The following is a 14,563-nucleotide window of genomic DNA, read 5'->3' on the forward strand; positions in this document are numbered from 1 at the left end:
AGCGGGCCGAGAGCGCGCCGCTGCTGCGGGCGAGCGCGCTGCACATGAGCTACCGCAGGCCCGGCCGCAAGGAGTCGTTCACCGCGCTCACCGACGTGTCGTTCGACCTGCGGGAACGCGAGATCGTCGGGCTGGTGGGGGAGTCGGGGTCGGGGAAGTCGACGATCGGCAGGATCGTGGCGGGCCTGGCCAGGCCGACCGCCGGATCGGTGTCGCTGCGCGGGGAGGTCTACAACGCGCCCGGTGACGTGCGGCTCCCGAAGAGCCTGCGCCCGGCCGTCCAGGTCGTGTTCCAGGACCCCTACGGGAGCCTCAACCCGCGGCGCACGGTCGCCGCCACGCTCGCCGAACCCTTCGTGGTCAACACCGATCTGCCGGCCGCCGAGATCCGCGCCAGAGTCGAGGCGCTGGTCGCGCGGGTGGAACTGCCCCAGTCCGTGCTGCACCGGCTCCCGGCGCAACTGTCGGGCGGGCAGCGGCAGCGCGTGGCCATCGCCCGCGCCGTCGCCCTTGAGCCCTCGGTCGTCGTGGCCGACGAGCCGGTCTCCGCGCTCGACATCACCACGCAGACGCAGATCGTCGCCCTCATCCGGCGGCTGCGCGCGGAGCTCGGGACGTCGTTCCTGTTCATCTCCCACGACCTGGGGGTGGTCGCCGACCTGTGCGAGCGGGTCGTCGTGCTCAACCAGGGCCGGGTGGTGGAGCAGGGCCCGGTCCACCGGGTGTTCGACGACCCCCGGGATCCGTACACGCGGGAACTGCTCGACTCGATCCCGGGGCGGGTGGCCCGTGTTTAGGGGGACACGTGTCTGATCTGCTCACCGCGGAGACATACGCCGAGGAGGCGGACGTCCGCCGGTTCCCGGTGCTGCGGGCGATCCTCGCCGAGCGCTCCGCCAGGACCGGGCTGATCCTGGTCGGCGTGGTCGTGCTGGCGGCGCTGCTCGCCCCGGTCGCGGCGGCGCTCACCGGGCACGGCCCGGACCAGCAGTTCCGGTCGGAGGCCCTGGCCGAGAACGGGCTGCCGATCGGCCCGAGCGCCCACTTCCTGCTCGGCGCGGACGGAAACGGCCGCGACGTGCTGGTCCGGACGCTGTACGGCGCGCGCATCTCCCTGCTGGTGGGGATTCCGGCGACCACCCTCGCCCTCGTCGCCGGCACGGCCGTCGGCCTGGTCGCCGGGTTCTCCCCGGGCAGGACCGACCGGCTGCTGTCCCTGGGCACCGACGTCGCGCTGTCGTTCCCGTTCGTCGTGACCGCGCTCAGCCTGGTCGCGCTCAACCGGGGCGGTGACGGGGAGCCCGTCGTCGACCCGGTGCTGCTCGTCGTGCTGGTGATCTCGCTGTTCGCCTGGACCTACTTCGCCCGGCTCACCCGCGGGCTCGTCGTCGTGCTGCGCAACCGGCCGTTCGTGGAGGCGGCGCTCTCGATCGGCGTGAGCCGCCGCCGCCTGATCGTGCGGGAGATCCTGCCCAACGTGCTTCCGGTGGTCGCGGTCTACTGGGCCGTCCAGCTTCCCGTGAACATCCTCGCCGAGGCGACCCTGTCGTTCCTCGGGGTCGGCGTCCAGGCGCCCACGGCGAGCTGGGGCAACATGATCGCGGAGGCCCAGCGGTCGTCCCTGTACCAGGTGCAGCCGTGGTTCCTGCTCGGGCCCGGCATCGCCATGTTCGTCACCGTGCTGGGGTTCAACGCGATCGGCTCCGGCATCCGCAACGTCCTCGATCCCCAGGGGTAGCCGGCGATGAGAAGGCACATCGCGGGCCACGCGGCCCGCGCCCTCGCGACCCTGCTGGCCGTGCTGGTCATCACGTTCGCGATGACCCGGGTCGCCTACCGCAACCCCGCCGCGGTGCTCGCGCCCCGCAACGCCACCCAGGAGACACTGGACGGCATCACCCGGGCGCTGCGCCTCGACGAGCCGTGGTATCTGCAGCTCTGGCACTACCTCTACCGGGGGCCGGACATCCAGGGCGCGCCGATGGGCCTGTTCAACTGGCCGCCCGCCCTCGGCTACTCGTTCCGGCAGCAGCGGCCGGTCACCGAGCTGATCCTGTCGAAGATCCCGGTGACGCTGTCGCTGGCGCTGGGCGCGCTCGTCATCTGGATGACGCTGTCGATCCTCTTCGGCGTGGCGGCGGCCAGGAGGCCGGACTCGTGGGTGGACCGGATCCTGTCCGCGTTGTCCTACGCGGGCCTGTCCGTCCCGACGTTCCTGACCGGGATCCTGCTGTCCTACTTCCTGTACTTCACGCTCTCGACGTACGGCATCAGGTGGTTCCCGAGCAGCGGCTACGTCGGCATCACCGAGAACCCCTTCGAATGGGCCAGGCACCTCGCGCTGCCCTGGCTGACGATCGCCGTCGCCGAGATCGGGATCTTCCAGCGCGTCGTGCGGGCGAACATGCTCGACGTGCTCGGCTCCGACTACATCCGCACGGCGCGGGCCAAGGGCGTCACCGAGCGGAGGGTGCATTTCGGCCACGCGCTCAGCGCGGCGCTGAACCCGATCATCACGCTCGGCGGGCTGGAGCTGGCCGCGCTGATGGGCGGGGCCATCGTGACCGAGCAGATCTTCGGCCTCGACGGCGTCGGACGGCTCGCCGTCGAGGCGGCGGTCGGCGGGGACTTCCCCGTCGTCATCGGCACCACGATCCTCGCCGCCGCCATCTTCGTGGTCTCGACGTTCGCCGTCGACGTCGTCACCCGCCTGCGCGATCCCGCCGCCCGCTGACTCCTGAAGGAGAAGACATGACTTTCGACGTGCGCGTGCTGAGCGGGGAGGACGAGCTGCTCGCGGCGTCGGCGACGTTCCGCACCGCCCTCCTCGGCCTGCCGCCCCTCCCGGCGGGAACCGACGTCACGCAGTTCTTCGAACCCGGCCGCACCCTCGGCGCCTTCGACCGGACCGAGCTCGTCGGCACCGCGGACTCCTACGCGAGCACCCTGGTCGTGCCGGGCGGCGCGCGGGTCCCGCACGCCGCGGTCACGCACGTGGGCGTGCTGCCCACGCACACCCGCAGGGGCATCGTGACCGCGCTGATGCGCCGTCAGCTCGCGGACGCCGCCGCGAGAGGCGAGATCGCGGCCACGCTGCGGGCCTCCGAGGCGGTCATCTACGAGCGCTTCGGGTACGGCATCGCGGGGTCGGCCGCCCGCCGGGAGGTGTCCCGCAGGCAGGCCGTGCTCCGCGCGACCGTGCCGCCTGGGGGCCGGGTCCGGCTGGCCGACCCCGCGTCCTCCTGGAAGACGCTCGCCCAGATCTACGAGTCCGCCGCCGCCTGGACCGGGGCGATCGGCCGGCCCGCCTCCTGGTGGCGGCAGCAGGAGCAACGGCAGGCCGCGGACCCCGGCCCCGCCTACGTCGCCGTGCACGGGGAGGACGGTTCGGAGGACGGGTACGTCCGTTACCACCCCGCCGACACGGCGGAGTGGTTCACCAGCCGGGACCGGGCGATCGTCGTCGACGATCTCGTCGCCGCCACACCGGACGCGTACGCGGGGCTGATCCGCTGGTTGCTCGGCCTCGACCTCGTCGACCGGATCATCCTGCCGTTCACCGCCCCGGACGACCCGCTGCCGCTGCTGCTGACCGACGACCGCGCCGTCCGCACCGTCTCCGTCCGCGACGAGACGTGGCTGCGCCTCGTCGACGTGCCCGCCGCGCTGGCACGGCGCGACTATCGGGGCTCCGGCTCGATCGTCCTGGCCGTCACGGACGACCTGCTGCCCGGCAACACCGGGACCTACCTGATCAGCGCCCGCGGGGCCGCCAGGACGAAGGGCCGCGCCGATCTCTCTGGGGCCGATCTGTCTGTGGACGTCGCGACCCTGGCAGCCCTCTACCTGGGCGGTTCCCGCTGGTGGCAGCACGCCAGGGCCGGACGGGTGACCGTCCACAGCGACGGCGCCCTGGAGACGGCCGAGGAACTGTTCCACACGGACGCCTCGCCCTTCTCCGGCACGCTCTTCTGACGGCTGAGCTGCGGATATGACGGGTGTCACGGGTCAGGACACGACGCGCGGCACTTATCGCCGCATCGGCCGATCCGTACCGTGATGGTCATGACGAACACGCCTTCATCGCAGCGTACGGACTGGCGCATCTCCCTCCTCGGCGGCCTCAAGCGCCGGGGGCCGGGGCGGATGCCCGCGGACACGGTCGTCCTCACTCCCGTCGGCGGGGCCGATCTCGACCTGAGCGAGGCCGAGATCGCGCCGGTCACCTCGGTGACGAAGATCTCGATCGCGGGCGGCGTGCGCCTGCGGGTGCCCGCCGACGTCACGGTGGAGGTCGAGGGCTTCAGCCTGTTCGGCGGCCGCCACGTGGAGCCGGGAACGCCGAGCCCTTCCGGCCGTGTCGTCCGCGTCCGCAACTACGGCGTCTTCGGCGGCGTCGACGTCACCCGCGGCTGAGCCCCTGCGCCCCCGAGCGGGGCGCAGGGCTCAGGCGGGCCCGCCGTCCGCCAGGATGCGTTCCAGGGTGCGCCGGCCCATCCGGCTCATGGCCGGGTTGGTCTCGCGGTAGTACCAGACGAGCCCCATCGCCTGCACGAAGGCCCACGCCCTGCCCCGCTCCCACTCGAGGTCGTCGCACTCAAGATCGAGGCGGAGCACCCGGCGCGGCCCGGCCTCCAGCAGGTGCCAGGCGCTCACGAGATCGAGTGCGGGATCGGCCGGCCCGAAGCCGCCGACGTCGAGAATCCCGGCCAGCCGGCCCTCGGACACGAGCACGTTGCCGGGGATGAGATCGCCGTGGTTCATCACGTCGGCCGCTTCGCGGGGCAGCGTACGGAGGTCCTTCCACGTCCGGCGCAGCCGGGGAACGTCCAGCAGTCCCTCACTGCGCTCGAAGCAGGTCTCCATCCACGCGTCGTGGGACCGGAGGTCGCCTCCCCGGCCCGTGCCGCCGAACGTACGGCCACGCGTGCCGATCGCGCGCAGGTCGGTGATGAGATCGGCGAGGTCGTGGGCGAACGCGACCGACTCGCCCGGGTCCTCGTCGGTCGCCACGGCGCCGGGCAGCCACGTCTGCACCGACCATGGAAGCGGATATCCCGCGCCGGGTTCGCCGAGCGCGACCGGCTCGGGCGTGGGAAAGCGGGTGCTGCCCGCCAGTTCGCGGGCCGCCTCCGCTTCTGACTCCAGCCAGCGCCGCGTCGCGTCGACCGGCCCGGGCTGCAGGGGGAACCGGGCCGTGAGGCGATCGCCGACGCGGAAGATGGCGTTGACCGTCCCATGGGCGGCGACGCCGGTGACGGGCAGGCCCCGCCACTGCGGGAACTGCTCGTCCACCAAGGCGCGCACCGTCTCCCGCGACACCGTCAGCTGACCGGGGTGCATCTTCACGTCCGCGAGGGTTCCGCGTCCCGGTCTTCTCCCGCAACGTGTTTTCGGCCACCTGAGGCGGCCTCGCCGGCCGTCAGGTGCCCGCGGCCACCTGGGCGGGCGTCCACGGAGGCAGGCCGAGTTGCACCGAGATGCCGCGGAGCAGCGAGTCGTGCATCCGGGCTCTGGTCATGCCGGAAACCTGTGTGGCCACGGCGATTTCGAAGCCGTCGATCTGGGTGAGGATCAGGTCGACGGTCTCCTCCACCGTCGAGTGGACCCGGAAGGCCCCGTTGGCCAGGCCCTCCTCGATCGCGGCGTGCATGGGGGCCCGCCAGCCGTCGTACTGGAGCCCGAAGAGGCGTCTGAGCTCCTTGTCCCGCGCGGACGCGGCGGCGTATTCCATGAACGCGAGGCAGCGGTTCCGGAAGCCGCGCGGGTGGGTGATGTACTCCACCAGGCTGCGGATGCGGTCCCAGGGGTCGCGATGGCGGGCTGCGATCTCCTCCAGTCCCTGGATGATCTTCCCGGTGTGGTGCGCGAAGGCGGCCAGCATGAGGCCGTCGCGGGTCTCGTAGTAGTGCTGCAGCGTGCCGATCGACACCCCGGCGTGCTTGGCGACGTCCCGCAGCCGGACCCGCTCGTAGCCCATCTCGGCGACCAGCTCGATGACCGAGGCGAGGATGCGCCCTCGCTGACCGTCGGTCCGTACCTCCAGTGCGGCGTCCACCCGTTGCCCTTTCTCGGCCCGTCCTGTGCCTGTCGCCTCCGGACCGCACTATAGCGATCGTCAACGCGTAAAAGGAACCGAAAAGCCCTATTGACAAGGGCATGAAGCCACTCCTCTAATAATGCGGTACTAACGGAGCCGGAGCGCTGACGCAGGTCGGAGCGCTCCGCGGAGCCATGGACTGGAGGGGCGGTGGGCAAGACGATCATCTGTCCGTGCCATGACGTGACCGTCGAGGACATCCGGGCGATGTACGCGGCGGGCTACACCCACCCCGAGACGCTGAAGCGGGCGACGGCCGTCTTCATGGGCCCCTGCCAGGGCAAGCACTGCGCGGGCCCGGTCATGGAACTGCTGCGGGAGCTGGCGGGCGGCGACGCGGGACGGGTCGACCGGCGCCCCACGGCCCGGCCACCGCTGCGTCCCGTCCCCCTCGGCGTGCTCGCCGGCGCCGCCGGGCCGTCCGCCGAGACGAGCCCTGAGACGAGCCCCGTGAACGGTACGACGGGGGGTGCCTGACCATGGCGATCCCCGGAGCCTGCCGCTCCCCGCTCCGCCGCGCGTACGACGTCGTGATCGTCGGCGCGGGCGTGCAGGGCCTCGCGCTGGCGTACGAGCTGGCCAAGCTCGGCGTCCGGGACGTGGCGGTGCTGGACCGGAGCTATCCCGGAGGCGGCGGCAGCGGCCGCAACGGCGAGATGATCCGCTCCGCGTTCGGCTCCCGCGAGTGGACGGGCCTGTTCGACGAGTCGCTGCGCCGCTGGCGCACGCTCTCCGCCGAACTGGACTTCAACGTGCTGTTCTCCGGCAGCGGCTACCTGGTGCTGGCCTCCACGCCCGAGCAGGTCGAGCGGTGCCGGGCCGACGCCGTACGTCAGGCCACGCTGGGCGTGCGCTCCCAGTTCGTCACGGCCGAGGAGGCGCGCCGGATCGTGCCCGAGGTCAACCCCGATCTCGCGCTCGGCGGCGTCTACCAGGACCACGCCGGGTTCGCCCACCACGACGCCGTCGTATGGGGGTACGCCCGGGCCGCCGCACGTCTGGGCGTGGAGATCCACACGGGTGTCACCGTGACCGGCGTCGAGGTCGCAGGCGGGGCCGTACGCGGCGTCCGCACCGACCGCGGGGACGTCTCCACGCCGGTCGTGGTGAACGCGGCGGGCGGCGCGGCCAGGGCGATCGCCGAGATGGCCGGGGTGCGGCTGCCGACCCGCACCTGCCGCCTGGAGATGATCGTCACCGAGTCGGTCGCGCCGTTCCTGCGTCCCGCGCTCGCCAGCCTGGAACTGCTCGGCTACTGCCACCAGACGGCCAGAGGCGAGTTCGTGGGCGGGACCGAGTTGCCGTACCCCGACGTCAGCGACAGCCTCAACGGCACCTACACGCTGCTCGCCGACATGGCCGCGAAGTTCGTCCGGCTGCTGCCCCGGCTGGCCGGGGTGCGGCTGCTCCGCCACTGGGCGGGGCTGGTCGACCAGGCGGACGACCTGTCCCCGGTGATCGGCCCGGCGCCCGAGGCCGGCGGGTTCTACCTGACCTGCGGCTGGGTCTACGGCTTCATGGGCGCCCCCGCGACCGGCGCGCTGCTCGCCCGGGGGATCCACGAGGGCGTCATGCCGGAGCTGCTCCGGCCCTTCTCGGTCACCCGCCTGCACGAGGGACGGCTCATCCAGGAGGGCGCCCTCGTGGTCGCAGCGGAGGAGGGGAACGCGGCGTGAACCTGCGCATCACCACCCATCCGTCGTCGTCGCCTGCCAGGTCCAGGCGGGTCGCGTTCACGTTCGAGGGCCGCACCCTGCACGGGTACGAGGGCGAGCCGGTCTCCACGGCGCTGCACGCCGCCGGAGTGCGGGTGCTCTCCCGCAGCTTCAAGTACCACCGCCCCCGCGGCATCGGGCTGACCTGCGGCACCCCCTCGTGCCCCGGTTGCCAGCTCACCATCGACGGTCACTACGGCGTGCCGGGATGCGCCACTCCGCTGCGCGGGGGCGAGTCGGTGCGCCGGGAGCGTGCCTGGCCCGGCGCCGAGTGGGATCTGCTCGCGGCGATCGACCGGTTCTCCGCGCTCGTCCCCGCGGGTTTCCAGTTCCGGCTGCTGCGCGGCTCACCCCGGCTGGCCCATCTGGCGGAACGCCTCATGGGCGTGATCGCGGGCGGCGGGCGCAATGTGGCGGCCGAGGTCGCCGCGCGGGCGCTGCGGCCCGGCCTGGGGGTGAGGCGGCCCCCCGCTCGCCGTCGTCGGCGCGGGGCGTGGCCGGGCTGGCCGCCGCCCTGGCCGCCGCCGGGAGCGGGCTGGAGGTGGTCCTGGTGGACCAGGGCGAGGAGCCGGGCGGTGCGCTCCGGGCGGAGACGCGTGACGTGCGCGGCCCCGACGGCGTGGAGGTCCCCGGATTCCGGCTGGTGGCCGACCTCGCGGCCCGGGCGCGCGAGCACGCCTCGATCACGGTGCTCACCGCGTCGACCGCGCTCGGCTGGTACGAGGGCGGGGCGCTGCCGGTGGACACCCCGGACGGCCTGCTGGTGCTGCGCCCCGGCCGGTTGCTGGTCGCGACCGGCGACTACGACGTCCCGATGCCGTTCCCCGGCAACGACATCCCCGGCGTGATGATGGCCGGTCCGGTCCAGCGTCTGATCAACGTCGATCACGTCCGCCCCGGCGAACGCGCCGTCGTGGTGGCCGCCGAGCCGTACGGCTACGGCCTCGCCGAGCAACTCCACGCCGTCGGCGTCACGCTCGCGGCCGTCGTCGACCCCCGGCCGGAACGGGAGATCCCGGCCGGGGCGTTTCCGGCGGCGCTCGCCGCCGCGCGGGTGCCGTACCTGCCGGGCCACGCCGTACGGGAGGCCACCGGGCATCGTGGCGTGCGCCGCCTGGTGGTCGCCCCGCTTGCGGGTGGCTCGGTCGTGCGGCTGGCCTGCGACACGGTGGTGGTGGCCGCGGGACGGCGACCGGCCGAGGAACTGCTCCTGCAGCGGCTCTACCACGGCGACGTCACGCTCGACGTGACCCGCGACGAGGCGGACGGGCCTTACTCTCTGCCGGGCGGTGTGGCGGTCGCGGGCGGCGCGGCGGGGACGACCCGGACCCCGCCGGCCGCCCTGGCCCACGGCGCCGAGGCGGGCCGCCGCCTGTCCCGATGGAAGCCCGGAAGCGACCTTCCCCTCACCCCTCTCTCGCCCGGCGCGGCCGGGCGGCCGTCTCCTTCAGGAGGAACCAGTGACTGACACCGGCGCGCACGGGATGCTGTCCCGCCGTACGCTGCTCATCCGCGGCGGCCAAGGGCTCGGCCTCCTCGCGGCCTCCGGCGTGCTCAGCGCCTGCGGCGGCGGCTTCTCCGCCTCGTCGTCGAGTGGCGGCGGTGGCGGTGGCGGCACGACCCTGACCGTCGTGAGCTTCGGCGGCGACTACCAGAAGGCGCAGGCCAAGACCATGTGGGCGCCGTACGCCGCCAAGAACGGGATCACCGTGAAGGAGGACGGCCCCACGGACAACGCCAAGATCAAGGCGCAGGCCGAGTCGGGCAACCCGTCCTGAGACATCGTGGTCGTCGGCAACGACTTCGGGAGCGAGTCGGACTCCCGGTGGCTGGAGCCGATCGACTACTCGGTCGTCGACAAGTCGTCCATCGTGGACGGCTACGCGCAGACGTACCGCGTCGCCGCCGACATCGAGGGCACCGTCCTCGCCTACCGCTCCGACAAGACCGGTGGCGCCGCGCCCACCCCCTGGGCGGACTTCTTCGACCTGAAGAAGTACCCGGGCAAGCGCACCGCCTGGAAGTCGGTGGGCGGCGGCATCTTCGAGATCGCGCTGCTCGCCGATGGCGTCGCCCCGGCCGACCTCTATCCGATCGACGTGGACCGGGCACTGAAGAAGCTGTCCACGATCAAGGACCAGCTCATCTGGTGGGAGACCGGCGCCCAGGCCCAGCAGTACCTCGAGAGCGGGGAGGCGGTCATGGGCATGGTGTGGATCGCCCGCGCCGTGCTTTCCGCCGCGAACGCCCCCATCACGATCGCCTGGGACTCCTGGCTGTCACAGGAGGCGTACTGGGTCGTGGTCAAGGGCAGCAGGAACAAGGCCGAGGCGATGAAGCTCATCGCGTACACGACGTCGGCCGGCCCCACCGCCGAGTTCACGAAGTACCAGCCGTACGGACCGGTGAGCAAGGCGGCGCAGGACCAGGTCGACCCCTCGGCGAAGGAGAACCTCCCGACCACCCACCTCGACACCCAGGTCAAGGTGAACGACGAGTGGTGGGGCAAGAACCGCGACTCCGTCAACGACAGGTTCCAGCAGTGGCTGCTCTCCTGAGCCCGCTGTCGCCGAGCGGCCCGGCGCCGGCCGCCGCGCCCGCGGAGAAGGGCGCGGGCTCCCGGCGCGGGACGCGGAACTGGCCGTTCCTGCTGATCGTCCCTGCCCTGCTGGTCCTGCTCGCGGTCTTCGCGTACCCGGTCGCGCAGACGTTCGTCAGCGCGTTCACCACGCCCTCGCCGGGAACCGGCAACTTCGCCTGGTTCTTCGGCTCCTCCGCCAACGTCGCCGTGCTGACCAGGACGTTCTCGACGGCCCTGTGGGCGACCGTGATCTGCCTGTGCCTCGCCTATCCCTACGCGTACCTGATGACGGTGGCCTCCCCGCGGGCCAGGGCGGCGCTGCTGCTGATCGTCATGCTCCCGTTCTGGACCAGCCTCATGGTCCGCACCTTCGCCTGGCTCGTGCTGCTCCAGGACACCGGCGTCGTCAACGGGTTCCTCGGGCTGCTCGGCCTGGGGCCGGTGAGCCTGGTCCGCACGCAGGCCGGAGTCCTCGTCGGGATGGTCCAGATCCTCATGCCGTTCATGGTGCTGCCGCTGTACTCGGTGATGAGCGGCATCGACCGGCGGCTGCTGACCGCCGCCCAGAGCCTCGGCGCCCGCCCGCTGGTCGCGCTGCTGCGCGTCTTCGTGCCGCTGTCCCTGCCGGGGGTCGCCGCCGGGGCGACGATGGTCTTCATCACCTCGCTGGGCTTCTACGTGACGCCGGCCCTGCTCGGCTCGCCCAGTGAGGCGCTGATCTCGCAGTTCATGTACACCCAGGTCAGCGGAATGCTGATGTGGGGCAGGGGCGGCGCCATGGCGGTCGTGCTGTTCGCCGCCACCCTGCTGCTGATCGGGCTGCTCGGCCTGGCCATGCGGGCCGGCCGCCGGAGCAGGGCGGGCGCCCGATGAGCGCCCGGCTCGCCCGCGCCGCCCTGTGGACCGCGGGCGTCCTGGTCGCCGCCTGGCTGGTGGCGCCCACCCTGGTGGTGATCCCGCTCAGCTTCACCGACAAGGTGTCGCTGACGTTCCCGCCGACCGGCTGGTCGACCAGGTGGTACGCCAACTTCTTCGGCGATCCGGCGTGGACCGCCGCACTGGCCAACTCGCTGCTGGTCGGTGTGCTCGTCGCCGTCGTCGCGACCACCCTCGGCACGGCGGCGGCGTTCGGGCTCAGCCGCTGGACGAACGGAAGGGGAGCGGCCGCCGCGAGCGTGCTGCTGCTCGCCCCGATGATCGTCCCGGGCATCATCCTGGCCATCGGGATCTACGCCGTCTTCCTGAAACTCGGCCTCGCCGGGACGCTCGTCGGCTTCGTCGCCGCCCACACCGTCCTGGCCATGCCCTTCGTCGTCGTCTCCGTGACGGCCTCTCTGCGCACGTTCGACGTCCGGCTGGAGACCGCGGCCGCGAGCCTGGGCGCCGGGCGGTGGGCGACGTTCCGGCAGGTCACCCTGCCGCTGATCATGCCCGGTGTGGTCTCGGGCGCCCTGTTCGCGTTCGTGACCTCGTTCGACGAGGTCGTGGTCTCCCTGTTCATCCAGAGCCCCACCCTCGTCACCCTGCCCGTCCAGATGTATTCGAGCGTCACCCGCGAGACCGATCCCACGCTCGCCGCCGCCGCGACCATGATCCTGGTCCTCACCACGGTCCTGGTCGGCGGTGGGCTCACGCTGGCCGCAAGGAGGAACCGTGCCCGTTGACCGGCCCGAGGGGGCGGCCCTGCCCGCAGGCAAGGGCGCCCGCATCGACCTGAGCGGCATGACCAAGCGCTACGGCGGCTCCGCCGCCGTCGACGACGTCACCCTCACCGTGGAGCCGGGGGAGTTCATGACGTTCCTGGGGCCGTCCGGCTCCGGGAAGACGACGACCCTCAACATGATCGCTGGCTTCACCGACATCACGTCCGGGACCCTCCGGATCGACGACCGGCCCGTGGGTGACGTGCCCGCGCACAAACGGGACATCGGCGTGGTGTTCCAGCACTACGCGCTCTTCCCGCACATGACGGTCGCCCAGAACGTCGCCTTCCCGCTGCGCCAGCGCAAGGTGCCCAGGGCCGAGCGCGACCGCCTCGTCGCCGCCGCCCTGGAGACCGTGCAACTGCCGGGCCACGCCTCCCGCTACCCCCGCGAGCTGTCCGGCGGGCAGCAGCAGCGGGTCGCGCTCGCCCGGGCCATCGTGTTCAGCCCCCGCGTCCTGCTCATGGACGAGCCGCTCGGCGCGCTCGACCGCAAGCTCCGCGAGTTCCTGCAACTGGAGATCAAGCGCATCCACCGGGAGGTCGGGTCCACCTTCGTGTTCGTGACCCACGACCAGGAGGAGGCGCTGATCCTCTCGGACCGCATCGCGGTGTTCAACAACGCCCGCATCGAGCAGGTCGGCACCGCCCGGGACCTGTACGAGCGGCCGGCCACGCTGTTCGTGGCCCGGTTCCTCGGCGAGTCCACGATCCTGCGCGGCACCGCGACGCCGGACGGGCACCGGTCGCGGCTCGACCTGGACGGCTTCGCCGTACGGGCCTCCGGCGGGGTGCGCAGCGGACCGGCCGCGCTGGTCGTGCGGCCGGAACGGCTCCGCCTGGAGCCCGATGGGTTCGACGCCGCCGGGATCGGTGCGAACGCGGTTCCGGTCACGGTGGTGGAGGAGATCTATCTCGGGTCGGCCCGCAAGCTGGAGGTGCTGCTGCCCGGCGGCGGGCGCGGCCTCGTACGCGAGCATGCGGGCACGTCGAGCGACCTGAGAGTGGGCGACCGCGCCCGCCTGTGCTGGCATCCCGACGACTGCGTCCTGCTGCCCGACGACCCCACCACCGAAAGGATCTTCACGTGACCGTCAACGGCGGAGTGTCGTTCTGGTACCGCGAGACGGGGTTGCCCGCGCGACGCCCGCCCCTGGACCGGCCGATCGAGGCGGACGTCTGCATCGTCGGGGCCGGCTACACCGGCCTGTGGACGGCCTACTACCTGAAGAAGGCGCAGCCGGGGCTGGACATCGTCGTCCTGGAGCGCAAGTTCGCGGGCTACGGCGCCTCCGGCCGCAACGGCGGCTGGCTGACCGGCGCGCTCGCGGGGTCGCCCCGCAGGTTCGCCCGCACCCACGGCGGCGAAGGCGTGCACGCCCTCCAGCGGGCGATGAACGAGACCGTCGACGAGGTCATCGCGGTGGCGCGCGCCGAGGGCATCGACGCCGACATCGTCAAGGGCGGCATCCTCAGGGTGGCGCACGCCCCGTCCCACCTGCCGCGCCTGACCGCCCAGGTGCGCGCGGCCCGCGCCTGGGGCGACACCGACGTGGAGCAACTCGACGCCGAGCAGACCACGGCCAGGATCCGGGTGGACGGCGCCCTCGGCGCGTCGTTCAGCCCCCACTGCGCCAGGGTCCAGCCGGCCAAGCTCGTGCAGGGACTCGCGAAGGTCGTCGAGGGGCTCGGGGTGCGCATCTACGAGTCCACCCCCGTGACGGAGATCGTGCCGCACGAGGCGCGCACGCCGTACGGCGCCGTGCGGGCGGACTTCGTGCTGCGTGCCACGGAGGGGTTCACCGCCGGGCTGGCCGGCGAGCGCAGGACCTGGCTGCCGATGAACTCCTCGCTCATCGTCACCGAGCGGCTGCCCGACCGGGTGTGGGAGCGGATCGGCTGGGAGGGCCGCGAACTGCTCGGCGACATGTCCCACGCCTACATCTACGCCCAGCGGACGGCCGACGACCGCATCGCCATCGGCGGGCGCGGGGTGCCCTACCTGTTCGGTTCCCGCACGGACGACGACGGGCGCACGCACGCCACGACGGTGCGCGCCCTGCGTGACGCACTGGTGCGGCTGTTCCCCGCCGTACGGGACGCCGCGGTCGAGCACGCCTGGTGCGGCGTCCTCGGCGTGCCGAGGGACTGGTGCTCGACCGCGACGCTGGACCGCCGGACCGGGCTCGGCTGGGCCGGCGGTTACGTCGGCCACGGCGTGGCCACGACCAACCTCGCCGGGCGGACCCTGCGCGACCTCGTGCTCGGCGCCGACACCGAACTGACCCGGCTGCCCTGGGTCGGCAGGAAGGTGCGCAGGTGGGAGCCGGAACCGCTGCGCTGGATCGGCGTGCGCGGGATGTACGCCGCCTACCGCGCGGCCGACCGGGCCGAGATCGTGGGCGGCCGCACGACGACCTCGCCCATCGCCAGGATCGCCGACGCCGTGGCCCGCCGGCACTGAG

Annotated in this window: 16 protein-coding genes and 1 pseudogene; 15 read left to right on the plus strand and 2 right to left on the minus strand. The window is 72.6% G+C overall.

The window, feature by feature from the left end; genetic code table 11:
* The 5 genes from B1L11_RS02830 to B1L11_RS02850 form a co-directional block, all read left to right on the plus strand.
* Positions 1-797: ABC transporter ATP-binding protein (locus tag B1L11_RS02830; protein WP_143736843.1), on the plus strand; the 797-nt coding region annotated here is incomplete at its 5' end.
* An 8-nt stretch (positions 798-805) separates the two neighbouring features.
* Positions 806-1,738, plus strand: a complete 933-nt coding sequence (locus B1L11_RS02835) for an ABC transporter permease (protein ID WP_079312912.1) — start codon at positions 806-808, stop codon at positions 1,736-1,738.
* Positions 1,739-1,744: 6 nt separating this feature from the next.
* Positions 1,745-2,734: an ABC transporter permease gene (locus B1L11_RS02840; protein ID WP_079312914.1), complete on the plus strand. Its 990-nt coding sequence runs from the start codon at positions 1,745-1,747 to the stop codon at positions 2,732-2,734.
* A 17-nt stretch (positions 2,735-2,751) separates the two neighbouring features.
* Entirely contained in the window at positions 2,752-3,975 is a 1,224-nt protein-coding gene (locus tag B1L11_RS02845) for a GNAT family N-acetyltransferase (RefSeq protein ID WP_079312916.1), read from the plus strand.
* 90 nt (positions 3,976-4,065) lie between these two features.
* The gene (locus B1L11_RS02850) at positions 4,066-4,416 is read left to right on the plus strand and encodes a hypothetical protein (RefSeq protein ID WP_143736845.1); all 351 of its coding nucleotides are present in this window, start codon (positions 4,066-4,068) and stop codon (positions 4,414-4,416) included.
* Positions 4,417-4,446: 30 nt separating this feature from the next.
* Here the strand turns inward: B1L11_RS02850 and B1L11_RS02855 are convergent, their stop codons facing one another.
* Entirely contained in the window at positions 4,447-5,343 is an 897-nt protein-coding gene (locus tag B1L11_RS02855) for an aminoglycoside phosphotransferase family protein (RefSeq protein ID WP_079313116.1), read from the minus strand.
* Between the two features lie 79 nt (positions 5,344-5,422).
* Positions 5,423-6,058: a TetR/AcrR family transcriptional regulator gene (locus tag B1L11_RS02860; RefSeq protein WP_079312920.1), complete on the minus strand. Its 636-nt coding sequence runs from the start codon at positions 6,056-6,058 to the stop codon at positions 5,423-5,425.
* 192 nt (positions 6,059-6,250) lie between these two features.
* On the opposite strand from B1L11_RS02860, the gene B1L11_RS02865 reads away from it, so the two are divergent.
* The 10 genes and pseudogenes from B1L11_RS02865 (at position 6,251) to B1L11_RS02910 (ending at position 14,562) form a co-directional block, all read left to right on the plus strand.
* Positions 6,251-6,577 (plus strand): (2Fe-2S)-binding protein, encoded by a 327-nt coding sequence (locus tag B1L11_RS02865; RefSeq protein WP_179154945.1) that lies wholly within the window; start codon positions 6,251-6,253, stop codon positions 6,575-6,577.
* 2 nt (positions 6,578-6,579) lie between these two features.
* Positions 6,580-7,776 carry an FAD-dependent oxidoreductase gene (locus B1L11_RS02870; protein WP_079312922.1) on the plus strand — a complete coding sequence of 399 codons (1,197 nt, stop codon included), beginning with the start codon at positions 6,580-6,582 and terminating at the stop codon, positions 7,774-7,776.
* A pseudogene (locus B1L11_RS54465) lies at positions 7,773-8,054 on the plus strand ((2Fe-2S)-binding protein); the annotation flags it as partial. The gene B1L11_RS02870 and the pseudogene B1L11_RS54465, both read left to right, overlap by 4 nt.
* Before the next feature lie 254 nt (positions 8,055-8,308).
* Positions 8,309-9,283, plus strand: a complete 975-nt coding sequence (locus B1L11_RS02880; protein ID WP_179154946.1) for an FAD-dependent oxidoreductase — start codon at positions 8,309-8,311, stop codon at positions 9,281-9,283.
* Positions 9,276-9,593 carry a hypothetical protein gene (locus tag B1L11_RS02885; protein WP_079312926.1) on the plus strand — a complete coding sequence of 106 codons (318 nt, stop codon included), beginning with the start codon at positions 9,276-9,278 and terminating at the stop codon, positions 9,591-9,593. Before B1L11_RS02880 ends, B1L11_RS02885 begins: the two co-directional genes overlap by 8 nt.
* A gap of 6 nt (positions 9,594-9,599) precedes the next feature.
* Positions 9,600-10,373: an extracellular solute-binding protein gene (locus B1L11_RS02890; protein WP_179154947.1), complete on the plus strand. Its 774-nt coding sequence runs from the start codon at positions 9,600-9,602 to the stop codon at positions 10,371-10,373.
* Entirely contained in the window at positions 10,358-11,269 is a 912-nt protein-coding gene (locus tag B1L11_RS02895) for an ABC transporter permease (RefSeq protein WP_218670856.1), read from the plus strand. The genes B1L11_RS02890 and B1L11_RS02895 overlap by 16 nt, the downstream gene beginning before the upstream one ends.
* A complete protein-coding gene (locus B1L11_RS02900; protein ID WP_079312930.1) occupies positions 11,266-12,060 on the plus strand; it encodes an ABC transporter permease in 795 nt (264 codons plus the stop codon). Before B1L11_RS02895 ends, B1L11_RS02900 begins: the two co-directional genes overlap by 4 nt.
* A complete protein-coding gene (locus B1L11_RS02905; protein ID WP_218670857.1) occupies positions 12,050-13,189 on the plus strand; it encodes an ABC transporter ATP-binding protein in 1,140 nt (379 codons plus the stop codon). Before B1L11_RS02900 ends, B1L11_RS02905 begins: the two co-directional genes overlap by 11 nt.
* Positions 13,186-14,562, plus strand: coding sequence for an FAD-binding oxidoreductase (locus tag B1L11_RS02910; RefSeq protein ID WP_079312932.1), 1,377 nt, complete (start codon positions 13,186-13,188; stop codon positions 14,560-14,562). The genes B1L11_RS02905 and B1L11_RS02910 overlap by 4 nt, the downstream gene beginning before the upstream one ends.
* Position 14,563 lies beyond the last annotated feature (1 nt).

Source organism: Microbispora sp. GKU 823, assembly GCF_002027145.1.
Taxonomy (GTDB): Bacteria; Actinomycetota; Actinomycetes; order Streptosporangiales; family Streptosporangiaceae; genus Microbispora; species Microbispora siamensis.